The sequence below is a fragment of the Schinkia azotoformans genome, from assembly GCF_035811335.1.
In the GTDB taxonomy this organism is placed as follows: domain Bacteria; phylum Bacillota; class Bacilli; order Bacillales; family Bacillaceae_J; genus Schinkia; species Schinkia azotoformans.
In genome coordinates, this window is record NZ_JARSMD010000017.1 from 34,542 (window position 1) to 61,026 (window position 26,485).

Sequence of the window (26,485 nt, forward strand, 5' to 3'; positions counted from 1 at the left end):
CTTTGAAACTTCAAATTATTAGAAATACATGTCCCCGAAACTGTTACGGAACATGTGGAATTCTTTCCTATGTTGATAATGGCAAACTTATTAAGGTTACCGGTGATCCGAACCATGGCTTTAATCAAGGCAGATTATGCGCAAAAGGATACGCCTATACCCAATATGTCTACCATCCTGATCGCCTCAAATTCCCAATGATCCAAAAACCAAGAGGCTCAGGAAATTGGACTAGAATTTCCTGGGATGAAGCCTACACAATCATAGCCAATAAAATGATTGAATTAAATCAAAGATACGGTTCCAATCTAGCTTTAGGCTATAACAAATTTTCCGGCAATCTTGGTATCCTTCATTATGCAACAGAAGGGATGTTCAACAGTTTTGGACCACATACGAAAACATTCGGGAACCCCTGTGCACAAACAGGCAGACTTGCTATCAAGAATTCATTCGGGGATAACTATTCTTCTGTCCCGGAAAATATGGCAAATGCTAGTTTAATAGTCATCTGGGGTTCCAACCCGGCTGTTACCAATGTTCACCAAATGAAATTTATTTATGAAGCGCGAAGAAAAGGGGCCAAGCTTGTTGTCATTGACCCTATCTATACGGAAACAGCTAAAAAAGCCGATTTATATATTCAAATAAAGCCTGGTACAGATATGTGGTTAGCGCTAGGAATTGCAAAAATCCTTATAGAAAGTGGAAAATATGAGGAAGGTTTTATCGAAAAGCAAGCCCTTGGATGGGATGCCTTTAAAACCTTTCTTGAAAAGAATTTAACAATTACCGAAGTTATCGAAAAGACAGGAGTACCATTGAAAGCAATCGAAGAATTGACTTCCCTATATTACTCAATTAAACCAACAGTCACATGGATTGGATTAGGACTGCAACGGAGCCATTTTGGAAAAAGTGGCATAGAAGCTATTAATAGTTTAGCAGCCATGACCGGAAATCTTTCCATACCTAATGGGGGGCTTTATTTCGTACACTTTGATGTTGAACAATTTCCTTTAACGTTGTTAAACCATCGTGGGCCTGACCATCCTGCTATTCCATATTCACGGGAAATTGACATCAGCGACTTTTCAGAGAGTGCACTTTCACTACAAAATCCCCCATTAAAATTACTATGGATTGCATCAAGAAACATCGTTAGCCAGGATCAAAATCTTAAAGCGTGGGAAGAGTTAAATAAACAAATGGAACTCATTGTCACCGTGGACCTTTTCATGACAAAGACGGCTGAACAATCTGATATTGTCTTGCCGGCTGCAAGTCATTTTGAAGAAGAAGACTTACATGTAGGTTATTGGCACTATTGGTTATCGATCAACCAAAAGGCAATACCTCCTTTTTATGAAGCAAAAAGTGATTTAACAATTGCGCGTGAACTGACTACTAAGCTTAATGAACTATCGCCTGGTTTTTCCAATTTCCCTGCAGATAAAGAGCCGATCGATTGGATTAAGGAAGAATTGACACCTGAAATGATGGAACTTTATAACATCGAAAGCTATAAAGATTTACTAGAAGGCCCACATCAAAAAAAGAAAAGTAATATTTTTTTGGAGCAGGAAGAACAGATTCGTTTATTGTCACCTGAAAAGATAGCAGAAGGAGAGCAATTTCATGATGCATTTGCCAAGGAGAATGAATTTCCATATCAACTGCTTACACCACAAAAATTGCTTAAAATTCATTCTCAATATGAAATGAACCCATGGCTACATTCAGGTGATCAGGAAATGATGATTGAGATTTCTGATGATATTGCACGAAGCCACAACCTTCAAGACAAGATGAAAGTAGAGGTATTTAACGAGCACGGGATGATAACCGGTAGGGTAAGAATTAATAAGCTTTTACCCAAAAATATAGTCCTTGCCCCACAGGCAGGCCATGACCCTATTAATCAATTAATCTACGTGAAAAATGAAAATGACCAGAGTGAATCTAGTGTATTCTTTTATGACAGCAGAGTTAAGATTAGGAAATGGGGGGAAGCCCATGTTTAAACAGCTTGGATTCCTATTCAATGCCGATGATTGTATAGGTTGTAAAGCGTGTGAAATAGCATGCAAAAATGAAAATCAAACACCTGTTTCTGTAAATTGGCGGAAGGTGAAACGAATTTCTCCTGATATGTTCTTGTCCGTTTCTTGCAATCATTGTGACAGTCCAGAATGCTTCCGTGTCTGCCCTGAACGCGCTTTTACGAAACGGCATGACGGCATCGTGCAAATTGACCAAAACCTATGTACAGGCTGTCAATTATGCGTCAGTGCTTGCCCGTATGAGGCGCCGCAATTTGATCCTGAGACCCAAAAGGTTAGCAAATGCCAAATGTGCTACCCAAGACAAGATAAAGGTTTGCTACCGGCATGCGTAGAGGCCTGCACAACAAAGTCTTTAAACATTATTGATTTGAATAACTTTTACGATGATAATGCCGTACCGACCATTGAAGGCTTTCCCCATATTCAAATTACTAAACCTTCGATTGCATTCTATTCCGTTAAAACTAGAAAGAGATATTTTTTAAATAACGAAGACTAGAAAAAGGGCTGTAAGAAAAAGGGAGGGGAACTTACAGCCCTGCTAAAGACCATTAACTTAACAAATTATGAACCAAGAACATAAAACACATATCTACTCATGCCTTCAGCTAAAATTATTGCTGCTAAAGCAAGGTAAGCAAAGGATAGAGAAACCTTTTTGTTCGTTGCCATTGCCATAAAGCCCAAGACACCTACACCAATGACTTCGATAATCCAGCGTAATGCAACCGTACCTTGATATCCCGCTAATTCAGTCATTGCATTCACACCAGTAATCATATTAACCTCAGGCATTACTGTTCCAAACAAAGCCAATCCAATTAATTGAATCGCTATTCCAGCCATTGCGATGTAAAATGAGTATTTAATCAAGCTTTGTGCTTTTTCTTTAAGTGCAGGTGCAATAAAGCTTACTGCTAATACTGGACCTAGCACTAAAGCCGTACCGTAAAAAGACGTAAAGGTATTGATTGAATTCCAGCCACTTACTAAGGTTTTGGCATAAATCGCAGCCATACAGTAAATATCGACTAAACCGATCAAGGTTGAGACTAATAGTAGATTCGGATTTACCTTTTTCTGTACAATAGCTAAGCCTGCTGTAATAAATACTGCAGCAATAAACATACCTGTTACAAGAATCTCACGACTCATCCAAGAAGAGCCGATATTTCGAATCGTATTAAACGCATTCGTTGGTGTCCCTAAATGTGCAAAAGATGCAATTAATCCGATTAATGATAACCCGGCAATGATAAAGAGTGGCATGCGCATTGCCGCATATGTCTTCTCCTTACCACTATCGGATATTTTCTTGTAAAACAACCAGAGCATTAGCATTCCGCCAATCGCTGCCTGCATACAGACTGTGAAAATTAATAATGGCCATTCATGCATGGTAGGAACCTCCTTTATTTTGCTGCCTTATGGGCACCAATTACAATGCTCGGATTTGTAATCGATGAACTTGGCAGACCTTTGATATCTTTTGTATTTCCATATTTCTTTTGCAGTTCTTCAAGTGGGCCGTATTCAAGCGCGCGCATTGGGCATGAACCTACGCAAACAGGGTCTTCACCTTTGGCAATTAAATCAATACAGAAATCACATTTTGTCATTTTTCCAAGAGTTTCATTATATTGCGGTGCCCCATATGGACAATTCCACATGCAATACTTACAGCCCACACATTTATCGTGATCAATAACGACTACCCCGTCTTCTTCTCTTTTGTGCATAGCCTGTGTTGGACAGTTTTCCACACATTTAGGGTGTTCACAGTGATTACAAGAAATGGATGTAAAAAAGGTTTCGATGTGCTGAATAACTGAATCCTTTCTTTCGACATAATCACCTTCCGAGAATTCATAAACTCTTCGATAGTTAATTCCTACATCTAAATCGTTTTTATCTTTACATGAGACAACACATGCTTTACATCCTGAACAATAATTATTATTTATATAAAAACCTAACTGTGTCATTTTTTTCACTCCTTTCTATAAATCTATGCTTTTTTTACTTCAACTAAATTAGTATGCTGTGGATTCCCCTTCGCTAACGGCGACGGACGTTGACTAGTAAGGGTATTAATAGCTCCGCGTTGATCAATACCATTTTTATCTGGAGCCCACCATGCCCCTTGAGGAATGGCAACTGTTCCTGGAATTACTCGATTAGTTAGTTTTACAGGAATATGCACTTCACCTCGATCATTAAATACACTTGCTTTGTCCCCATCTTTAATGTTTCTTTCCATTGCATCTTTCTTGTTCATCCACATCACTTGCGGGCCTGCTTCTTCCAGCCATTTGTTATTATCAAAGGTTGAGTGGCAGCGGCGTTTGTAATGCCAGCCAATCAGCTGTAATGGATACTTTTTGATTAAAGGATCTTGTGGACCTTCCCATGATGGGATGTATTTTGCAATGGCTGGAATTTCTTCATGGTCGTTCATATCCCATAAATCTTTAGAGAAAATTTCAATTTTACCTGATGGTGTTTCAAATTTATTATTTGCAGGATCTTTGATTTGGTCTTCAAAAGCAATATACGATTTGTCTAAAGATACTTGATAAACTCCCATCTTTTGAAACTCTTCAAATGTCGGGAAATTTGGATCTTTCTTTCTAGATTCTTCGATAGACCACTTGATCCAATCCATTTGTGTTTTTCCTTCTGTAAATTCTTGCTCAATCCCTAACTTTTTAGCGAGCATTGTTAACCACTCATAGTCAGCTTTAGATTCATACATACTTTCGATACATTGTTGCGAAAGTATCGCATGCTGTGATGGGGCCCATGTTGTACCTATATCCCATCTTTCCATAAACGTGTTAGAAGGTAATAATATATCTGCAAACTTGGCGCTTGGTGTCATAAACACGTCACTAACAACAATTAATTCTGCTAAACTTTCATCCTTCAAAATTTCAGCTGTTCTATTGCAATCTGAATGTTGGTTAATTAATGTATTTCCAGCTAAATTAAAGATTGCTTTAATACTGGTAGGAAGTGTCTCATGACCTTCTGGAAGGCCGTTCACACCATCTTTGGCTCCCATTTCAGTTCCACGGACAACCGCATCTGTCCATAAGAAACATGGAATAGAAAGATCCCCCAGTGGGTTTTTTCCTTTGGGAACAGCTGTAGTCTTAACAAGACTTATATAGCCTGTTCCTGATGCCCAACCGCCTTTAATACCTACATTACCTGTTATTGCTGCAAGCGCCGTTCCACCCCGAACATATTGTTCGCCATATGCTTGTCTTTGCGGCCCCCAGCCTGTCATTAAGGCTGATGGTTTATTGGTTGCATATTCACGAGCAAGCTTCCGAATAATATCCGCTGGCACTTTACAAATTTTTTCAGCCCACTCCGGTGTTTTGGGTACTCCATCTTTGTCTCCTAAAATATAACTCTTTAAGGATTCTCCAGTTGGAATTCCTTCCGGCATATGTTCTTCATCAAACCCAATACAGTATTTATCTAAGAATGTTTGATCATGTAAGTTTTCTGAGATAATAACATACATCATTCCGTCCATCATCGCTGCATCTGTAGTTGGGGCAATTGCAATCCATTCATCTGCTAATGTAACGGCTGTATCTGATTGTCTTGGATCAATAACAACGATTTTTACGCCCGCTTCTTTTGCTTTCCTTAAATAATAGTCTGTTAAACCAAAACGCGTTTCAACCGGATTATGACCCCATAAAATAATTAGCTTAGAGTCAGATAATGTATCTAAACTATTTCCTGTTTGTGTTGTGCCATACGTATAATTTGTTGCATGTGTAACTTGTGCAGAGCTATAGGAATTGTAATATCCGAGATATCCCCCAGTTAATGCAAATAACCTTTGAATCATATTTCCTGCCCCAATAATACTTCCTGAATGGCCTGATGCATAGTTGCTATAACGGCTCGCGGGACCATATTGTTTTGTGATTCTTGTTAATTCATTTGCAATATAATCGATAGCTTCTTCCCAAGAAATTTGTTCGAATTTCCCTTCACCACGCTTGCCAACTCGCTTCATTGGATATTTTAAACGGTCAGGGTTATATACAAATTGGCGGTAGCCGCGACCTCTGATACAGCCACGCAGTTGTGGCATTTCGAATTTATCTTCTTTTGCATCAGTACTTAGTCTTGTGATGACGCCGTCTTTAATGTGGGCTTTGATTAAGCATCTACCTCCACAGTTAATCGTTGAACAGGTCGTTAATATTTGTTCGTTCATTAATTCATTTTCCTTAGAAGCCGCCATTACTTTTGAAGCAATCTGTGATTTTCCAACAAACCCTCCAACGACTACTGGCGCTGTTACCGCACCAGACCATTTAAGAAAACTTCTCCGTGACATTGATTTACCAATTATCTTGTCAAATAATTGACCACTCATTTTAACCTACCTCCTTAATAAAAACCTAATTTATGAAAGTAACTCATTTAGAACCTGTGAATCAAACTTAATAAAGCCATCCAACAAATCTGCAATTCCTAAAAATAAAGTTGAGCTTGCATTATTTTTTATATCCCCTGTAAATTGCGGCATCCATAATGCCAGATGTTTATCAACCATATCTTTTTGCCCCATTAATAGAGTTCTTCTTGTTTTTTCGTTTTTCTCTTGAAGTGTTTTTTCTATTAAAAGAATCATAAATTCTAGTTCAAACGCGATATGGTCTTCCGCCTCGACATGTTGGTTTGGTTTTTTTTCAATTTCAAGACCAAATTGCTGAAATAGCTGTCTTACTTCAAAGGTCGGAAAATCGAATAAAGCGTGTTCCTTCCCTCTATAAACAGATTCCCAAGGTGGGGCAGGCAATGAATACGGTCCGATAAATAACCGGAAATAGTCGTCTCTTGCCAATTGTAATGATTCCTCTATATGTTCAGATTTGAAGAAGTCATATAGCAGCTTTCCACCTTGATCCAAATCTAGTAAACCCTCAATGTTACCTCCCTCCTGAATTTCTTTATACGTTTCAAGCGTGAATGGTTTTGACAGTAATAAATGAAATAGTTGATAAAAACTTTTTCTTGCCATGTGTATTTCAATTTGTTCGGTATCAAGCTGAGTATCAACTTTTTGATCTATCATCTGCATTTCTTACACCTCCAATTTTCAGCTTTCGTTCGAAATCTTGGTTTGTTTAATTGTGAATAGATTCACATTTGATTTATAGTTTCATTATAGATTCATTGTTTTTTGTTTCATACGGTCATAAAAAACAAAAAAGCCAATCGATTTTTGTACCGATTGACAATTTTGGGTTAGGATATTACGATTTTGTGAAATTGTAGATAATAAAAAGATTGATTTTGAATACCTATAGAGCCTTTCCTGAAGAACCAAATTCACGTATTTTAACGATTACCGTTTCTTTTATCGCTTCCCGTCCTGGTCCAATAAACTTTCGAGGATCATACACTTTTGAATCAGTATTTAGTATTTCACGAACAACTTTTGTGAATTCAATTTGATTTTCTGTATTCACATTAATTTTTGACGTCCCTAATGATATTGATTTCTTAATTTGTTCAGTTGGAATCCCCGTTCCACCATGTAATACTAATGGCAATCCAATCATTGTACATATCTCTTCCATTTCTTCAAAGCCTAATTTGGGCTCACCTTTATAAGGTCCATGAACAGAGCCTAAAGCTGGTGCTAAACAGTCAATTCCTGTTAGTCTTACTAATTCCTCACATTCCTTCGGATCCGCGTAAATTACACCATCGGCGACTACATCGTCCTCTTGGCCACCTACAGTTCCTAATTCCGCTTCTACTGAAACCCCTCTTTCATGGGCATACTCTACAACTTGCTTTGTTATTTTTACGTTTTCTTCAAAAGAATGATGGGATGCATCGATCATAACAGATGTAAATCCCGCATCTATGGCGGCCTTGCATTTTTCAAAGCTTGATCCGTGATCCAAATGAATTGCAACTGGTACCGAAATTTCCATTTCTTCAATAAGAGCTTTAACCATTGCGGTTACAACGCTGAAGCCACCCATATAACGAGCGGCCCCTTCCGAAACCCCTAAAATCACTGGTGATTTCTCTTCCTCAGCCGCGCCTAAAATTGCTTGCGTCCATTCCAAATTATTTATATTAAACTGACCAACAGCATATTTTTCTTTTAATGCTTTATCTAACATTTCTTTCATTGAAACTAGTGCCATAATGAATTCCTCCTAGAAATACCTTATATAGATAAACTTCGTGCTAAATAAAAGTCAGCCATATTTACTTTATGCTTATCTTCATATGCTTTATCAAAAGGGACATGGACTAATTGGCATTTTCTCCACCCAACCATTACCCCTTTTTCACCATCAACTAACATGTCAACTGCTTTGGCTCCCATTCGACTGGCCATCATTCTGTCATAAGCAGTTGGTGACCCTCCGCGTTGAAGATGCCCAAGGACAATAACCCTTGTTTCAAGATTAAACTTTTCCTTTATGATTGTTTTAAGATCTTCACCACTGCATACACCTTCAGCAACAACAATAATGCTATGCATTTTTCCTCGTTTTTGACCTTGTTGAATACGAATAATAATATCCTCAACATTTTGAGGGGCTTCCGGAATTATTATTGATTCAGCACCAGAACATAAACCCGACCACAAAGCAATATCTCCTGCCTCTCGTCCCATCACTTCAATAATGCAAATACGTTCATGTGAATAAGCAGTGTCTCTTATTTTATCAATTGCCTCCATAACGGTATTAACAGCTGTGTCAAATCCAATCGAATACTCGGTTCCCGCAATATCATTATCAATTGTTCCGGGGATACCGATTGTAGGAAAACCCTGTTCTACTAATTTCCCTGCACCTTTAAACGATCCATCTCCCCCAATTACAATTAAACCTTCAATATCCACTTTATTTAACGACTTTAAAGCAAGATGTTGTCCTTCGACTGTTTTGAATAATTCACTTCGAGCACTTCTTAATATAGTGCCACCACGGTGTATAATATCACCAACACTTCCAAGGTCCATCTTTTGAAAGTCTCCATTTATTAAACCCTCATATCCATGTCTTACACCATAAACCTCAAGTCCACAATAAATTCCGCGTCTTACAACTGCACGAATGGCAGCATTCATACCGGGTGCATCGCCGCCACTCGTTAAGACCGCAATCTTCTCCATGATTACCACCAATCTTTCTTATGTTACTATGCAACAAAAAAATCAGCCTTTTCCTGTGATCATTGGATGTGTCCGCTTGTAAATATAATAGTCTGCTAAACCAGAGCCTAAAATAACACTACCAACGATCAAAATAAATCCAAAAATATGTGATAAACTGATAAGTTCTCCCAAAAATAGGTACGATCCTACTAATGAAAAGAAAGGTGGTATATTTAGAAAAACGGCTGTTTTACCTGCCCCAATATATTGAATTGCGTGGTTATAAAGTATTTGTCCGAGAGCAGTGGCAATAATTGCAGAACCCAGAAAAACACTCCATCCTAAAACTGTTCCATTTTTCAAACTACTTAATCCCTCTGGTTCTATTATAAAACTGATCACAAACAGGAAAAACGATCCCATAATAAGCATGTAGGCTGTTGTTAAAACCGCATCCATTGTTTCTGTTGCTTTTTTAATATAAATGAAACTTATCGCTTGAAAAATAACGGCAATGAAGATGTATATATCACCGTAACTTAAATGAATTCCTTGATTTCCTGCTAAAACAATGATAGAAACACCTATTATCCCAATAATAATTCCTATTATTCTTATAAATGTTAGTCGTTCCTTCAACATCAATGCTGCAAGTATTGATGTTAATAAGGGGACAATTCCAAAAATTAACCCTGCATTTGCTGCAGTAGTTCCTGTTAATCCAACGGACAAAAAGTAGTGGTGGCCCACAATTCCTACGAACATTGCCACTAAAATAAATAAGATCTCTCTTTTTTGCGGCAATCGAATTTTCTTTTGTATCCGTAACAATAGCCATACAACAATAGCAGCTAAGAAGATTCGTAGAGAAGTAATCGTAACTGCAAAAAATTGCTCTACAATAATTTTAATAGCAATAACATTAAATCCCCATACCATCATCACAAATAACAATTGTACATATAGCAGTTGCTTTCTCATATACTCCCAGCTTTCATGCTTTGGTACCTCAATATCTTCCATCATTAATCCTGCTAATTATAGATAAAACTATATAGGGAGATTAAATCTCCCTACTAATTAAATCACTTGCTGTACATTTTGATTTAATATCTCAACAACACGGTCTCCTACTTCTGCTGTCGATGCGATACCACCTAGGTCCGGAGTAAGTACCGCACTCTCTTCCACTAGAAATTCAATAGCTTTTAGAATTCTTTCTCCGATTTCTTCGTAACCTAAAAAGTCAAATATTTGGCTGACGGACCAAATCGCAGCAAGTGGATTGGCAATCCCTTTGCCTGCAATATCAGGGGCTGATCCATGGATTGGTTCAAACATCGATGGATATGATCTTTCCGGATTGATATTTGCACCAGCGGCCAATCCCATTCCACCTGCAAGGGCTGCACCAAGATCCGTTAAGATATCTCCAAATAAATTAGAAGTTACAACAACTTCAAAGCGGCCAGGATCTTTTACCATGAGCATTGCTGCTGCATCTACTAAATAAGAGTACGTCTTCACATCTGGATATTCCTCTTTTACCTCGTTAAACACTTCATCCCAAAATACCATTGAATAATTCAGAGCATTTCCTTTACTAATGCTTGTTAAAGTTTTTTCTTCTTTCGAAGCAATTTCAAAGGCATAACGAATAATTCGTTCTGTCCCTTTACGTGAAAACACACCAGTTTGTAACACTACCTCTTCCGGTTTCCCCTTGAATAGCCAGTCGCCCGCACCAGCATACTCGCCTTCACTATTTTCACGAATAAACAACATATCAATTGTATCCCTACTGCCATCAACTAAAGGACATGGAGCACCGTTTAATAATTTAATTGGACGAATATTAACATATTGATCAAATTCTTTGCGAATTCGCAGCAGCAGGTCCCAAAGAGAAATATGATCCGGCACTCCTGGGAAGCCCACAGCCCCTAAATAAATAGCATCAAAATTCTTTAGTTTCTCAAGACCGTCCTCATCCATCATTTTGTTATATTTTGAATAATATTCACAGCCCCATGGAAAGTACGTAAATTCGAACTGAAACCTGTCATCTAATTCTGCGACCTTTTTCATTACTTTTATTCCTTCGTCAACCACTTCTGGGCCAATTCCATCTCCTGCAATGACGGCAATTTTATATATCTTCATCTAACCATCTCTCTCTTTTAATAATTGTATGTTGTTAAAAAGGAATTTTACCCTTCCAAATTCACTACTACTGTAACAGTTTCAACTAGTTCTTGAATCGCGTAGGATGGACCCTCTTTACCATTTCCGCTTTCTTTTACACCGCCATAAGGCATTTGGTCTGTACGAAAGCAGCAGGTATCATTCACAATGATACCTCCAACCTCAAGCAGATAAGGAATTTTGTAGGATAAATTTAAATCAGAGGTATAAATACCTGCCTGAAGTCCATATTTAGAATCATTAACAAGCTCTATTGCCTCATTAATAGTTTCATAGGTTGAGACAACAACAATAGGAGCAAATGCTTCCTCGTCAACAACCTTCATTCCTTTTCTGGCATTTGTAATTACAGTAGGATAGTAAACGTTCTTCTCGCGTTTACCACCTGATAATATTTCGGCACCGCCATCTAATGCCTCCTTCACCCATAGTTCAATACGTTCCGCTTCTTTTTCACTAATCATCGGACCTACATTAGTTTCAGGATTTAATGGATCTCCTACTTTTAATAAAGAAACTTCATGTAAAAATTTCTCCATAAATTTCTCTTTAACAGACTCTTGAACAAAAATTCGTTGGACAGAAATACATATTTGACCCGCATGAGCAAACGCCATTTTTGCAAGTTTTGAAGCAGCCTTTTCAACATCTGCATCACTATGAACAATCGTAGCTGAGTTTGAACCAAGCTCTAATGTCGCCTTTCTTAGTCCAATTGTTCGGTTAATATGTTTCCCTACTTCAGGTGACCCTGTGAAAGTATAGTGGGCAATTCGTTCATCTTTAAGTAACTGCTCACCCACTGTACTGCCACTACCAACTACACATTGCACGTAGCCTTTTGGTACCCCAGCCTTCTCTAACAATTCACATAACTTAACAGCAATCGTTGCCGTTGTAGAAGCGGGCTTTAATATAACTGGATTTCCAGCTGCTAAGGCAGGTGCAACTTTATGCACTACAAGGTTTAATGGAAAGTTAAAAGGTGTTATGGCAGCAATTACACCAATTGGTTTCTTAACTGTGTAAAGGAACCGACCTTGGTGGTTATAATTTGGAATAATTTCACCCACGAGTTTTTTCGTTTCGTCTGCAGCCATTTGAATAGTAGAAACTGATCGATTTACTTCAGCTTTAGCATCAGTAATTGGTTTCCCGCCTTCTTGAGCAATTATTCTTGCAAATTCCTCAATATTTTCTTTTAATAGTTCCGCTGTTCGCATTAAAACTGTATAGCGGTAATCAGGTGCAAAAACAGTTTGCTTATATGCATGTACTGCTGCCCCAATCGCTTGATCTACTAAACTCTCATCTGCAACACACACTTCTGCAAAAAGTTCGCCAGTATATTTATTATAGATTTTTTGTGTATTTTTTGTTTCAACCCATTGGCCATTTATAAAAAGTTTTTCTTTTACGACACTGCTATTCATATGTCTTTTCTCCTATTCTTTTTTTCTTATTCTTTCTACTAATATTTTTTCTTCTTCAATGCTTTTTTAACGACATTGATAATATGATTAGTTGAGATTTCATATTTTTCTAGCATCTCTTCATTTGGACCTGACTCAGAATTTCGATCCTTTACACCTACACGAAGCATAGGTACAGGCCTCTCTTCAACAAGAACTTCAGCAACTGCACTACCTAGTCCACCATAAATGCTGTGTTCTTCAGCTGTAACGATCACACCTGTTTCTTCAGCCGCTTTAACGATTGCCTCTTTATCAATTGGTTTTATTGATGGCATGTGGATTACTGCAGCAGATATTCCTTCTACTTCAAGTAATTCAGCTGCTTCTATGGAACGGCTTGTTTCTGTTCCAGTTGAAATGATTGTAATATCATTACCTTCTTTTAAGGTAATAGCTTTCCCAATTTGAAATTCATAATCCTCTGAAAAAATAATTGGATAATTATCACGAGCCAAACGAATGTATACTGGACCGTTATATTGATGAGCAGCTTCCATCGCCTTCTCCACCTCAATACTATCTGCTGGTGCAAGCACAACCATATTTGCCAACGAACGGAAAATTGCAATATCCTCTAGGGCTTGATGAGTTTTTCCTGTCAAGCCAGTTAGTAAGCCACTGTATGCGCCAATCATTTTTACATCTAATTTAGGTTGTGCAACTTGTACCTGAATTTGATCGATTGCACGCTTCGAAAGAAATGCGGCGAATGTGGTAGCCCAAGGCTGTAAACCGGTTGTAGCAAGACCCGCAGCAACACTCATCATATTTTGTTCCGCTATACCAGTCTGTAAAAACTTTTCTGGATTATTTATCGCTACTATATCTGTCTTCGTAGAGGTAGCTAAATCACCATCAAGTGCATATACTTTTTTGTCATCTATTGACAATTGCAGTAATTTCTTTGCAAACCCATCTCTCATAGAAACCTTTTCTTTGGATAGTGTAGTTTTCATTTTAAACCCCCGCCTCCTCTTTAAGTTCTTGAATCGCACTATTAAATTCTTCATCTGTCGGAACACGTGAATGCCATGAATATTCATTCTCCATAAAACTAACGCCTTTTCCTTTTACAGTATTTGCAATGATAACGGTTGGCTTTCCAGTTGTAGAACGAGCTTTAGCGAATGCTTCGCTTATTTCTTGGTAGTTATGACCATCTATGCTAATAACATGCCATCCGAATGCTTCCCAACGTTTTTCTGGCTCAACTATTGGAGTTTGCCTTTTTCCATTTTCCCCAGCCCAGCCAAATTGTTGAAGTTTGTTATAGTCAAGGATAACAACAAGATTATCTAGACTGTATTTAACAGCCATATCTGCCGCCTCCCATACTTGCCCTTCTTGTGATTCTCCATCACCTAAGATGCAATACGTTCGAAAATCCTTATTTTGAAGCCTTGCACCTAATGCCATTCCAACCGCAGCTGAAATCCCTTGCCCTAAGGAGCCAGTAGACATATCAAGCCCCGGGAGTGCTTTCATATCTGGGTGGGCCTGAAGTCTTGAATTAATAGAATCAAATGTTTTTAATTCCTCAACTGGGAAATAGCCTTTTAACGCCAGCACAGAATAGAGTGCAATAGCAGAATGCCCTTTTGATAAAACAAAGCGATCACGGTTTTCGCCCTCTGGATTCTCTGGTGAGATATTCATTTCATTAAAATACAAACTAACTAGTAGATCGGTAGCAGACATCGGCCCACCAATGTGCCCTGCATTAGCGAGATATACGGTTTCAATAATTAGACGTCTAGCCTCAGAAGACTTTTGCTTTAATAAAAATAATTTTTCATCATTAAGAATTTGGCTCACTTTTAATTCCTCCTAGATTTTAGTTAAGCGCTTTACCAAAATGATACAATAATTAAGATAAGATATTTATCATCTTATCTTGTTATTTGCTTATTTCATAATAGATGGTAACCATGTGGAAAGTACAGGGACATAGGTAATAATCAATACATCAAGAATAAATACTAATATCAACGGGATGACCGCTCGAGCTATTTTTACAATAGAAAGCTTAGTTAGTTGTGAAACGACAAACAAATCAATCCCAACGGGAGGGGTAACTAAGCCAATCGCTAAGTTACAAACCATAATTACTCCAAAATGAACAGGATCAATTCCTAAATTCAACGCAGTCCCCATTAATAGTGGAACAAAGATTAAAATTGCTGCTCCCCCATCCAAGAACATCCCTGCAATGAAAAGAATAATATTTACGATAATTAAGAATGTATATTTATCTGTAACAAACTCAGAAATGGTGCTGTAAATAAGATCTGGTACGCTATTAATACCAATAAAGAAACCGAATAACCCAGCAGTTCCAATAACAATCATGATTATCGCACTGCTCACTGCTGAATCCTTAAGTGTTTCAACTAATTGTTGAAAACTAATTTCACGATAAATAACAAACCCAACAATAAAGGAATAAACAACAGCAACAACCGCTGCTTCAGTTGGAGTAAAGACCCCTGAATAGATTCCTCCTAAAACGATTAATGGCATTAAAATTGCTAAAATTGCTTCTTTAAACGCCTTCATAATTGTTGGAAAGTCTTTCTTTTCCTCACCCTTATAGCCACGGCGTTTTGCAATAATAAGGGCACTAACTAATAGAGAGAAAGTAATTAATAGACCTGGAATAATACCTGCTACAAAGAGATCGCCAATTGAGACTTCAGCAGCAACACCATATAAAATCATAGCAATACTCGGTGGTATAATAATTCCTAATGCACCAGAAACAGCCTGGTTAGCAGCTGCATACTCAATATGATATCCTCTTGCAACCATGGCAGGAATTAGAATCGAACCGATGGCAGCCGTTGTCGCTGCTCCAGATCCTGATATAGCCGCAAAAAACATCGAGGTAACAATGGCAACCATCGCAAGCCCTCCTGTGAAATGACCAACAAGTGAACTAGCAAAATTCACCAATCGCCTTGATATCCCTCCAACCCCCATCAAGTTACCTGCAAGGATGAAGAATGGAATAGCCATCAAGGGAAATGAGTTAAGGGAAACAAAAATCCTTTGGGGAATAATTTCCATAGGCATAGTCTCGTGCATCCAAACCCCTAAAACTGTGGACAATCCTAGAGAGAAAGCAATTGGTACACTCAAAAAAATAAAAATCATCAGAGAGATAAAAAATACTGGTAACATTCTTTCACTCCTTCCCTTCTATAAATTGTTCCAAAATACAAGTAACGGAATTTAGAAGAAGTAATAATCCTCCAATTGGCAACGAGAGATAAATAAAATACATCGAAATATGTGTGCCTGGTGCTATTTGATTACCAAAACTTTCAGCAACCTTTAAACCGTAAATCATTAAAATAATATAGAATACAATAGAAATCAAATGCACAAGGATAATTAAAATTCTTTTCACTTTGCCTTTTAATATTTCTGGAATTATTTCTACCGCTATTAATTTTCCATCCCTAAGCGCAAGCGCAGATCCGATTGCAACCATATAAATCATCAGGAATCGTGACAATTCTTCTGACCATGCCAAGGATGAACCTACTACATAGCGAGAAAAAACCTGCCAAAAAATAATGACTGACATAAAAGCCATGGAAAAGGCTAAAGCATATCCAAAAATCTTATTTAGGAAATCGACAAGTTTGATATATTTCAAGGTTATGTTTTTCATAGATTAAACTCCTTAATTTGAAGAAATTATCTGATTGGTACCAACCCTCCAGATATGTTCAACTGGAGGGTTATGGTGTTTTATCAGAGCAACTTCTCCTTGGAATTTCTAGTACTTTGTATTTTTTACTTTTTCAATAATTTCCTCTCCGATTATTGGAGCCCATTTTTCATATACTGCCGCTGTTTTAGCTTTGAATGACTCTTTATCTGGTTCAGTTATTTCAACACCATTCTCTGTAATGAACTTAGCAGCTTCAGCAATTTTATCATCATTTGCCTGTCTACCGATAGGCTCTGCATATTCAGCAGCTTTAACGACAGCTTCCTGCTGTTCAGGCGTTAAGCCATCAAATACAGACTTACTAATAGAAATTGGTCCTGGTGAAAATCTGTCTTCAAGCAGTGCTACGTGGCTTTGTACTTCATAAATCTTAGATGATTGAATTGTTGCTAATGAGTTCGAGTGACCGTCAATAACACCTTGCTGTAATCCTGTAAATACTTCTGTCCAAGCCATAGGTGTTGCATCCGCACCATATGATTTCCATGCATCAATTTGCAGTTCATTTTCCTGAACACGGATTTTCATTCCTTTAACGTCTTCAACACTGTTTATAGCTCCATTTGAAGAAGTTGCAACAAATCCATTTTCAACCCAGCCAAGAATCTTTACATTTGCTGCTTGCTCAAATTTTTGGGCTAGTTCGTTGCCAATTTCACCATCTAGTACAGCATGAGCGTGATCCTTATTATCAAACAAGAATGGTAGGTCAAACATGTTAAACTCTTTAACCCAGTTTCCCATTGGTCCTGCAGATTGTATTGCCATATCTAAAGATCCCATTCCCATTAATTCAAATACTTCTCTTTCCCCACCAAGAGAATTATTGTAATGAACTTTAACTGTCATTTGGTGATCAGTTAACTTTTCTAATTCTTCCCTGAAGGCTTGGGCTGCAATATCAAATTTGGCACCCTCCGGTTCCGGAATACTTAAATCAAGTACGATTTGTTTCGCATCTTCAGTTTTAGGTGTTGCTGACACTTGCTCGGTTTTTTCTTCACTTCCACATCCTACTAAAGCCAGTGATAAAGCTGTTGCTAATGTAGTCATCTTAAGAAATTTCTTCATTTAATATCCCCCTTGAATTTTTATATTGGAAGAGCTTTTTAATAGAAATCTAATCTTGTTTTCCCAAAAACCCTAATTCCCAAAAATGAAAGTTAGTTCGGATAAACCATCACCTTTAAACTCCCACTTCTGTTTGTATGAGCTTGTTTCATAGCTTCATTGATATCTTCTAATGAATATCGATCAGTAATAACATGCCCTATCTCATTGCCCATCGATTCTAGTATCTTAATAGCCAATGGGTACGTATTGGTATAGCGGTATACTGTAAATAAATCAATTTCATTTTGTAGCATCTTTGTTACATTAAGAGGTACTTCCTCCATTGCTGGAAATCCGATTGCAACGATCGTTCCTCCTCTCCGTACCATATTAATAGCGGATTGCAGTGCTTTTGCATTGCCTGAAGTCTCGATTATCATGTCGACTCCTTGACCTGAGGTTACATTATTAACTACATCATTTGTATCTACCTCTGTGAAATTAATGGCTCTAGTTGCACCTAATCGTTTCGCAGCTACAAGTCTTAATGGCTCCATATCACTGACAATAATTTCTGTAGCCCCAAATGCCTTTGCAGCGATAACCGTCATTAAACCAACCGGACCCATTCCGGTAATTAAAACAGTAGCTCCAGGTTTTAGATTGCCACGTCTCACCGCATGAATACCGACTGATAAAGGTTCTGCTAGTGTTGCAATTTCATAGGACAGGCTATCAGGTATTTCAAAAAGAAAGTTCTCATGATGTTTTAAATATTGTACAAAGGCACCTTTTACAGGTGGTGTTGATAAAAATTGTACATCTGGGCAAAGATTGTATCTCCCTTCTTTGCAATAATCGCAAGACAGGCAAGCAACACCAGGCTCTATAGCCACCCTGTCTCCGATTTTAAAACGAGTAACCTCGTCCCCAGCAGCGACAACTATACCAGCACATTCATGACCTTGAATATGAGGGTATTGAACAAGTCTATTACCGATGCGGCCGTGAGCATAATAATGAACATCTGATCCACAAATTCCTATGGCCATCATCTTAACTAGGACTTCTTTCCCTTTTACACTTGGTACTTCAATGTTTTCTACACTAACTTCCAAAGGCTTTTGCAAATATGCTGCTTTCATCGTTTTAGGGATTATAATTTCATTTTGTTCATTAGCTCTAAATCTTAGATTTATCATACAATTCTCCTTTCGATGGCGTTTGTAATAGGGAGGCCAATGATTAATTGTCATAGGTTAACAATATCTTTCCACAAGACTTTTCTTCACACATATTAAAGGCTTCCTTCCATTGTGATAGTGGCAACTTATGTGTAATAATTGGTTCAAGATTGATTTTCTTCTGTTCTAATATTTGCATAACCCTGTCCCAGGTTTTCATCGAATGGGCAAGGGAGCCAAATAATTGAATTTGTTTATATAAAATAGTATCATAATCCAACGTAACCTCTTTACCCGCAATCCCTACTTGGATATGCCTTCCAAGTTTTTTTAGAGCATTAAGACAACTATTGATAGATGCTGCTACTCCCGCACATTCAATTGTTACATCAACACCTCTGCCTTTCGTTTCTTTCATAACAACATCTTGCAATTTCACTTCATTAATATTGACAATAATATCTGCCCCAAGCTGTTTGGCTATTTCTAATCTTGTTAAATCTTGGGATGTTCCAGCAACGATAATTTTGCAACCTTTTAGAGTTAAAAGAGATAAACATAATAATCCTATAGGTCCAGGACCAGAGAGAAGAACTGTATCCCCTAACTTAATATCTGTTAATTCTTCTATTGCTTGAACAGCACATGCAAGCGGTTCTGATAACGCAGCCTCTTCAAGACTTACACTTTCTGGTACTTTATAAATCATATCCTCTCGAACAATTACTTGTTTTGTAAAACTTCCGTCAACTCCATGACCCATTCCACGGCGGGATTCACAGAACATGTAGTAACCAGTTTTACAGTAATAGCATGTTTTGCAAGTGACCGCATGTGATCCAAGAATAGCAACTCTATCCCCAACCTTTACGTTTTCCACTTCTTCTCCAACATCAGTTACAACTCCAGAAAATTCGTGGCCCATGATAACTGGAGGATAACTTTTGAATGTGTCATGAAAAATATGTAAATCAGTTCCGCAGATTCCAGTGAAGGCTACATTCACCTTTACTTTGTCTTTTGAACAATCAGGTTCAGGAACTTCGAGTAAATTAACGTTCCCTACACCTTTCTCCGTTTTTAACAACGCTTTCATTTTCCACACTCCTTAAAACGTATTGTTAAGCGCTTACCCAAAAGAATAAAAAATATTAATCTTCCTATCCTTATTGCATCTGAGAATACCTCGGTCGGTGCTAAAGCGCTTACCTTTTAATTAAAAAAATAAAACACGAGAGATTTTTTGGTATTCTCATAGTTTATTGAAGTTCATACATCTTTCTACAAAAAAGTTTTAATCTATTTTTCTCCTAGACATCCAATATTGAACCCTTCACAAAAGTGTTAAGCGCTTACTTTTATTTAATTTTATTCAAATATTATGCACAAGTCAATACATTTCAAAGAGAAATTCAGGGAAAATTTGATTAATTCACAATATTAAATTTTCCCGTTGATTCTCTGACAATTAGCGAAGGGTGAAGTGTTACTCGTATTTTTTCTTTTTTTTCCCCATTTATTTGAGAAATCATCAAGTCCATTACTTCTTTACCCATGTTTTGGATTGGTTGTGCAATTGTTGTTAATGGTGGTTCCACAATAGTTGCAATTATAGTATTATCAAAGCCAATAACTGATACATGTTCTGGCACATTCATTCCCATTTCCTTTATTGCCTGGATAGCACCTATGGCAAGCAAATCATTGCATGCAAATATTGCCGTAGGAGGATTTAGGCTTTTTAGGTATTTAATGGTCATATTTTTTCCTTGTATGATATGACTCATTTTTTCAATATATTCAAAGTCTGTTGGAAAGGTAAGTTGATTTTCATCTAAGGCTTGCTTGAAACCACGTATCCTCTCCCTATTACTCCAGACATCACGAGCGATGATGCCAATATTTTCATGGCCTAGATCAATGAGATATGATGCCGCCAAATAGCCTCCCATAAAATCATCAAGTGCCACAGTGTTTACTGGAAACATTGGAAAATCACGTGCGACGATTGCTACTGGAAAATCCTCTTTTACCAATTGTTCGACTTTACCTAGATTTTCAAATCCAGAGGCTAAAATAAAGCCATCCACACTCTTTCTTTTTAATAAAGAAATATATTTATTTTCCTTTTCTTCCTTATAATCAGTACTACAAATGACAAGATTATATCCAAACTCATGTCCGCGATCTTCTATACTCCTTGCCAACTCTGCAAAAAAAGGGTTAGCCAAATCCGGTATAAGTAGACCAATTGTTTTTGTTTGTTTTCCCATTAATGCAGATGCCATAATATTAGGTTGGTAGTCTAACTTTTTCATAACATTTAGGACCTTTTTTTTTGTTTTTTCACTTATACGTCCAGTATTGTTAATAACTTTTGAAACAGTTGCTATTGAAACATTAGCTTCTTTTGCAACATCATAAATTGTAACCTTCATTTTTTTCTCTCCTTGTTTAACTGATATTTTTATACCAGTGACAAACTTGGACCTTATTGGATTAGCTGTCCTTATAATGTATACCTTAATTTATTCCTTAAACGATTAATTTTATAATTATATACTTACATTATTAGATCAAAAGGAAACACAAAAGTTAAGCGCTTTCCTTGTCGATGTTTTTATTATACCAAAATCTACAATAGAATCAATTACTATATTCTCAAAAAATATAAATATAACCAGAAAAGAAGCTGCCCCCCAAGTTAGAAGCCAGCTTCTTTTTTTATTTATTTCTGAACCTATATCTTTTCTTCTCCTATTATCTTATCATTTCTAATCGTCGCCTGCGCCGCTGCAAGTCGTGCAAGTGGTACACGGTATGGTGAACAACTGACATAGTCCAAACCGGTATTGTAACAGAATTCAATGGAATGTTTTTCGCCACCATGTTCACCACAAATACCTGTTTTTAAGGTTGGATTGGTTTGACGTCCTAATTTGACTCCTGTTTCCACCAGCTTTCCGACTCCTTCTTGGTCAAGAACGACAAATGGATTTTCAGGCAGAACTTTATGGTTAATATAGGCTTGTAAAAATTTCCCTTCTGCATCATCGCGGCTGAAACCGAATGTTGTTTGGGTTAAATCGTTTGTACCGAATGAGAAGAAATCCGCTTCTTCCGCAATTTGATCTGCTGTTAAGGCAGCCCGAGGGATTTCAATCATTGTGCCAATAAGGTAATTAAATTCCTTGCCCGTTTCCTGTTGCACTTCATTTGCCGCATTGATGACGAGCTCGCGCATTTCCTTTAATTCATTTACATGCCCTACAAGCGGAATCATAATTTCCGGCTTGACTGGTAAGCCTTTGTCATTTAGTGTAGCAATTGCGTAGAAAATTGCTTTTGCCTGCATTTCGTAAATTTCCGGATGCATCAAACCAAGACGGCAGCCGCGGAGACCTAGCATTGGATTGAATTCAGCCAACTGATTTACCTTTTTCAATAACTTTTCTTTGTATTGGAGTTCTTCATTATCTGGGTCCGTAATTTGTAATTTCGTCACTTCGACTAGAAGCTCTTCTTTGTCAGGTAAGAATTCATGAAGTGGCGGATCTAGTAAGCGGATTGTAACAGGTAAGCCTTGCATCGCTTCAAAAATGCCTTCAAAATCTCCTTGCTGCATCGGCAATAACAGGTCAAGTGCTTCCTTACGCTCTTCGTATGTTTCTGCAAGGATCATTTTTTGAACAATCGGGATTCGTTTTGGATCCATAAACATATGCTCTGTCCGGCATAGCCCGATTCCTCCGGCACCAAATTCAAATGCCCTCAAGGCATCTACAGGATTATCGGCATTGGCCCGAACTCCTAATTTTCTTGTTTCATCTGCCCATTCTAATAGTAGCTTGAATTCATCTGACAGCTCTGGTTCAATCATCGGAATTTCACCGAGCATAATTTCCCCAGTACCACCATCAATTGTGATCACATCACCATGATTCACAACCGTATCACCAACAATAAACTGCTTTTTGCTCAAATCTATTTTCAAGTCCTCGCATCCACAAATACAGGCTTTTCCCATCCCCCTTGCAACAACGGCCGCATGGCTTGTCATCCCACCACGGCTTGTTACAACCGCTTGGGCAGCGACAATACCATGAATATCATCTGGAGTTGTTTCAGGACGGACAAGAATGACTTTCTTCCCTTCATTACCTAAGGTTTCAGCTTCATCAGCATCAAAAACAACGCCACCGGTTGCAGCACCTGGTGAAGCAGGCAAGCCTTTAGCTAACAGATTCCGCTCCACTTTATCATCAAGACGGCGGTGAAGCAATTGATTTAATTGATCTGGGTCAACACGCAAGATGGCATTCTTTTTATCTATAATTCCTTCCGCAACCATTTCAACAGCAATGCGAATCGCCGCTTGGGCCGTTCTTTTACCTGTACGGGTTTGAAGGATAAAGAGCCTGCCCCGCTCAACCGTAAATTCAATATCCTGCATATCTTTATAATGCTGTTCAAGATGATGGCATGTATCAGCAAATTGTTGATACACCGTAGGCATTTCATCTTTTAGAGTAAGGATCGGTTTTGGTGTCCGTATACCTGCCACAACGTCTTCCCCTTGGGCATTGATTAAGTATTCACCATAAAGGACAGCCTCTCCAGTAGATGGATTACGTGTAAAGGCAACGCCTGTTCCGGAATCATCACCCATATTTCCAAATACCATCATTTGTATATTAACAGCTGTTCCCAAATGGCCAGGAATTTTATTTAAACGGCGGTACACAATCGCCCGCTGGTTATTCCAAGAATCAAATACGGAATTAATAGAAAGAAAGAGCTGTTCCCGCGGATCCTGTGGAAAATCTTTTTTCGTCCGTTTTTTTACAATTTCCTTATAGCCTTTAATAACTTCCTGCCAATCCTCGGCCGTTAGTTCCGGGTCAGATGAATAACCTTTCTCCTCTCTATATTCTTCTAACAATTGTTCAAAGAAATAAACATCAACACCAAGAACTACATCTGAAAACATTTGAATGAAACGACGATAAGAGTCATAGGCAAAACGAGGATTATTCGTTAATTCTGCCATTCCCCGGGCCGTTTCATCGTTCATACCAAGATTAAGTATTGTATCCATCATGCCAGGCATTGAGAAAACAGCGCCTGAACGAACGGATACTAAGAGTGGGTTCGTTGGATCTCCAAGACGTTTGTCTGTATGTTGTTCAAGCTTCTCAAGTGCAATTAAAATTTGCTCTTTCACTTCAGGGGAAATCGCTTTGCCTGAATCATAATAGGCATTACAAGCTTCAGTCGTAATTGTAAATCCGGAAGGAACAGGGAGGCCAATGTTGGTCATTTCTGCCAAATTGGCGCCTTTTCCTCCTAAAAGCTCTTTCATACTTGCGTTTCCTTCATTAAACAGATAAACGTACTTTTTCATCTTACGAACTCCTCTCTTTTTTTAGAATATCTAAAATATAGTCAGCTGTTTCTTCAATGGCTTTGTCAGACACATTAATGATTGGACAGCCAATCCGTTTCATAATCTTCTCTGCATAATCGAGTTCTTCTAGAATACGTTCAAAGCTTGCGTAATTGGCCTCGGACTTTAATCCAAGATTTTTCAGGCGTTCTTTGCGAATAGCATTTAATTTATCAGGTGAGATGATCAACCCAACACATTTATTTCTTGGCATTTTAAATAATTCGTCCGGGGGCTTGATCTCGGGAACAATTGGAACATTTGCGACTTTATAGCGTTTATGTGCTAAATACATGGAAAGTGGTGTTTTTGACGTTCGTGAAACACCAATCAAAATAATATCGGCGTTCAAGATTCCGCGCGGGTCACGGCCATCGTCATATTTAACCGCAAATTCAATTGCTTCGATTTTTCGAAAATAATCGTCATCGAGCTTTCGCATTAATTTAGGCTGATATTTCGGTTGTTGATTAAACTTGTTGATAAAGGCTTCCATTAGTGGATTCAATAAATCAACCGCATGAATGCCTATATCTTTTGCTCTTTTATCTAAGTATTCTTTTAAGGTTGGTATAACGATTGTATAAGCAATGATCGCAGAACCGTGTATCGCCATCGCCAACACATCTTCAATATCTTCAAAGCTTTCAACATATGTCTGCCGTTTGATTTCGACATAACCACGGTTAAATTGTGTTGCCACTGCTTTCACTACTAGCTCAGCTGTTTCTCCGACTGAATCTGAAACAATATAAACTATTTCTCTGTTTTTCAATAGCACTCACTTCCTTGTCTGCTTTTACCTCACATTTATTGTAATACAATTCAAAAAATTATACGTAACCTTTTATTACAAAAAAACAAAATTTTTCTAAAACATGAAAAGCCTGCAGAGAAAAATTTGCTTTCTCTACAGGCTTGTTGTTCTAGACTAAAAAATTAAAAGCGTCAAAATGATTAAGCAATCTCAACCTTATTCGCTAAAAAATTTAGGTTAGTGTTGAAGAACAGCGTTAATTCACTAGTTAGAGCCTGAAAAACAGGATGTTCATGATACATAAAGTCATTATGTTTACCATCAATTAAATAAAATTGTTTTGGTTCTTGGGCAGCTTCATATAGTCCCTTTGACTCTTCTAATGGATGAAGTAAGTTGTCTTTTCCATGACCAACGAATAATGGTATAGGTGAAATTTCCTTAGCTACTTTTTCCGCATTCATATTCATAATGGAATCAGTAAATTGAATCTGAGTTTGTTTTCCAAAAGGTGAAAGTGGCGCTAATTCCTTTTGAACATAATCATTTGTTGCAGGGTCCAATGGATAATGGATAAATGGGTCTGCAAGCTCCGACTTTCCTGTTGTAACACGAGTTATACGGTCTTGTTCTACAGTTTTTACAATTTCCATCCATTCTACATAAGAATGAATTGATTTTAACCAACGTTCGCCATCATAGAAGCCGTTTAGAGCAGCAACCGCTTTTACTCGTTTGTCTTTTGCAGCAACCCGAACAACATTTGATCCACCCATTCCCCAGCCAATTAATCCAATTCGTTCAGAGTCAACCTCCGGTTGTACCTGTAAGAATGTAATGGCATTCATAATATCCTCAACTTGTTCATCTAAGATAACACGTCCGTTTTCTCCCTCACTATTGGCAAAACCACGGTAATCAAAGCCTAAACAAACAAAACCTGCCTCTGTTAAATTTCTTGCAAACAAACGTGGATAAAATTCGTTAAAACCGTTATACCCTGAATTCGGAATAATTGCTGGTCTTTTTTCTCCTTCTACATAATCATCAGGTAAATAAACAGTTCCTTCTAATTTATATCCTTCACTATAAAAGCTAATTTGACGTTCTTTCATGTTAACATCCTCCAATATTAAAAAATATTTTAGTCATTTATAATTTTTAATAGATCATTAATAGAATCTAATTCCTCAATATGTTCAATATTTTCTAGTAACAAGACACTCTTTTTTTCTCCCATCTTCTGCTGCAGCTAATACTGCAGGGATAATGACAGCACCAGGATGGCCCTTGGTTAATCTATGTCCATCATCTAAATCAAGAGCATTAGCCAATACCCCATTTACAAAAGCTGCACCAGCTGATTAATGAACCCCTTCCTATATGGATAAGGAT

The 26,485-nt window shown here is 37.7% G+C and carries 22 protein-coding genes and 1 pseudogene; 2 read left to right on the plus strand and 21 right to left on the minus strand.

The annotated features are described in order from the left end of the window. The first annotated feature begins 2 nt into the window (after positions 1-2). Both P9E47_RS09940 and P9E47_RS09945 read left to right on the plus strand, forming a co-directional pair. On the plus strand, positions 3-2,024 hold the full coding sequence (locus P9E47_RS09940; RefSeq protein ID WP_003332893.1) for a molybdopterin-dependent oxidoreductase: 2,022 nt from the start codon (positions 3-5) through the stop codon (positions 2,022-2,024). Next, positions 2,017-2,565, plus strand: coding sequence for a 4Fe-4S dicluster domain-containing protein (locus P9E47_RS09945; protein WP_003332892.1), 549 nt, complete (start codon positions 2,017-2,019; stop codon positions 2,563-2,565). The genes P9E47_RS09940 and P9E47_RS09945 overlap by 8 nt, the downstream gene beginning before the upstream one ends. Before the next feature lie 65 nt (positions 2,566-2,630). Here P9E47_RS09945 and P9E47_RS09950 read toward each other — a convergent pair whose 3' ends face one another. The 21 genes and pseudogenes from P9E47_RS09950 to P9E47_RS10050 all read right to left on the minus strand — a co-directional run. Further along, positions 2,631-3,464, minus strand: a complete 834-nt coding sequence (locus P9E47_RS09950; RefSeq protein WP_003332891.1) for a dimethyl sulfoxide reductase anchor subunit family protein — start codon at positions 3,462-3,464, stop codon at positions 2,631-2,633. A 14-nt stretch (positions 3,465-3,478) separates the two neighbouring features. Next, entirely contained in the window at positions 3,479-4,051 is a 573-nt protein-coding gene (locus P9E47_RS09955; protein ID WP_003332890.1) for a DMSO/selenate family reductase complex B subunit, read from the minus strand. Positions 4,052-4,074: 23 nt separating this feature from the next. After that, on the minus strand, positions 4,075-6,474 hold the full coding sequence (locus tag P9E47_RS09960) for a DMSO/selenate family reductase complex A subunit (RefSeq protein ID WP_003332889.1): 2,400 nt from the start codon (positions 6,472-6,474) through the stop codon (positions 4,075-4,077). A 30-nt stretch (positions 6,475-6,504) separates the two neighbouring features. Continuing rightward, positions 6,505-7,182 (minus strand): TorD/DmsD family molecular chaperone, encoded by a 678-nt coding sequence (locus P9E47_RS09965; RefSeq protein ID WP_003332888.1) that lies wholly within the window; start codon positions 7,180-7,182, stop codon positions 6,505-6,507. 223 nt (positions 7,183-7,405) lie between these two features. Further along, positions 7,406-8,266 (minus strand): class II fructose-bisphosphate aldolase, encoded by an 861-nt coding sequence (locus P9E47_RS09970; protein WP_003332887.1) that lies wholly within the window; start codon positions 8,264-8,266, stop codon positions 7,406-7,408. 23 nt (positions 8,267-8,289) lie between these two features. Beyond that, complete coding sequence (gene pfkA, locus P9E47_RS09975; protein ID WP_326163332.1) at positions 8,290-9,249, minus strand: 6-phosphofructokinase; 960 nt, start codon at positions 9,247-9,249, stop codon at positions 8,290-8,292. Positions 9,250-9,291: 42 nt separating this feature from the next. Then, positions 9,292-10,254 carry a DMT family transporter gene (locus P9E47_RS09980; protein ID WP_003332884.1) on the minus strand — a complete coding sequence of 321 codons (963 nt, stop codon included), beginning with the start codon at positions 10,252-10,254 and terminating at the stop codon, positions 9,292-9,294. Between the two features lie 57 nt (positions 10,255-10,311). After that, a complete protein-coding gene (locus P9E47_RS09985; protein ID WP_003332883.1) occupies positions 10,312-11,394 on the minus strand; it encodes a tartrate dehydrogenase in 1,083 nt (360 codons plus the stop codon). Positions 11,395-11,441: 47 nt separating this feature from the next. After that, positions 11,442-12,869 carry an aldehyde dehydrogenase family protein gene (locus P9E47_RS09990; RefSeq protein ID WP_003332882.1) on the minus strand — a complete coding sequence of 476 codons (1,428 nt, stop codon included), beginning with the start codon at positions 12,867-12,869 and terminating at the stop codon, positions 11,442-11,444. Between the two features lie 38 nt (positions 12,870-12,907). Further along, positions 12,908-13,867, minus strand: coding sequence for a transketolase family protein (locus P9E47_RS09995; RefSeq protein ID WP_003332881.1), 960 nt, complete (start codon positions 13,865-13,867; stop codon positions 12,908-12,910). A gap of 1 nt (position 13,868) precedes the next feature. Beyond that, on the minus strand, positions 13,869-14,726 hold the full coding sequence (locus P9E47_RS10000) for a transketolase (RefSeq protein WP_003332880.1): 858 nt from the start codon (positions 14,724-14,726) through the stop codon (positions 13,869-13,871). Between the two features lie 90 nt (positions 14,727-14,816). Next, complete coding sequence (locus P9E47_RS10005) at positions 14,817-16,091, minus strand: TRAP transporter large permease (RefSeq protein WP_003332879.1); 1,275 nt, start codon at positions 16,089-16,091, stop codon at positions 14,817-14,819. Positions 16,092-16,095: 4 nt separating this feature from the next. After that, positions 16,096-16,587 carry a TRAP transporter small permease gene (locus tag P9E47_RS10010; protein WP_003332878.1) on the minus strand — a complete coding sequence of 164 codons (492 nt, stop codon included), beginning with the start codon at positions 16,585-16,587 and terminating at the stop codon, positions 16,096-16,098. Positions 16,588-16,695: 108 nt separating this feature from the next. After that, positions 16,696-17,721, minus strand: coding sequence for a TRAP transporter substrate-binding protein (locus tag P9E47_RS10015; RefSeq protein ID WP_003332877.1), 1,026 nt, complete (start codon positions 17,719-17,721; stop codon positions 16,696-16,698). Positions 17,722-17,813: 92 nt separating this feature from the next. Next, the gene (locus P9E47_RS10020; protein ID WP_003332876.1) at positions 17,814-18,905 is read right to left on the minus strand and encodes an NAD(P)-dependent alcohol dehydrogenase; all 1,092 of its coding nucleotides are present in this window, start codon (positions 18,903-18,905) and stop codon (positions 17,814-17,816) included. Positions 18,906-18,948: 43 nt separating this feature from the next. Beyond that, the gene (locus P9E47_RS10025) at positions 18,949-19,983 is read right to left on the minus strand and encodes a zinc-dependent alcohol dehydrogenase (RefSeq protein WP_003332874.1); all 1,035 of its coding nucleotides are present in this window, start codon (positions 19,981-19,983) and stop codon (positions 18,949-18,951) included. A 331-nt stretch (positions 19,984-20,314) separates the two neighbouring features. Then, positions 20,315-21,325: a LacI family DNA-binding transcriptional regulator gene (locus tag P9E47_RS10030; protein ID WP_003332873.1), complete on the minus strand. Its 1,011-nt coding sequence runs from the start codon at positions 21,323-21,325 to the stop codon at positions 20,315-20,317. Between the two features lie 302 nt (positions 21,326-21,627). Continuing rightward, entirely contained in the window at positions 21,628-24,291 is a 2,664-nt protein-coding gene (ppdK, locus tag P9E47_RS10035) for a pyruvate, phosphate dikinase (RefSeq protein WP_326163333.1), read from the minus strand. A 1-nt stretch (position 24,292) separates the two neighbouring features. Continuing rightward, complete coding sequence (locus P9E47_RS10040) at positions 24,293-25,108, minus strand: pyruvate, water dikinase regulatory protein (RefSeq protein WP_003332871.1); 816 nt, start codon at positions 25,106-25,108, stop codon at positions 24,293-24,295. A 182-nt stretch (positions 25,109-25,290) separates the two neighbouring features. After that, the gene (locus P9E47_RS10045; RefSeq protein WP_326163334.1) at positions 25,291-26,205 is read right to left on the minus strand and encodes an alpha/beta hydrolase; all 915 of its coding nucleotides are present in this window, start codon (positions 26,203-26,205) and stop codon (positions 25,291-25,293) included. Between the two features lie 84 nt (positions 26,206-26,289). After that, positions 26,290-26,436 (minus strand): annotated as a pseudogene (locus P9E47_RS10050) (MmgE/PrpD family protein); the annotation flags it as partial. Positions 26,437-26,485 lie beyond the last annotated feature (49 nt).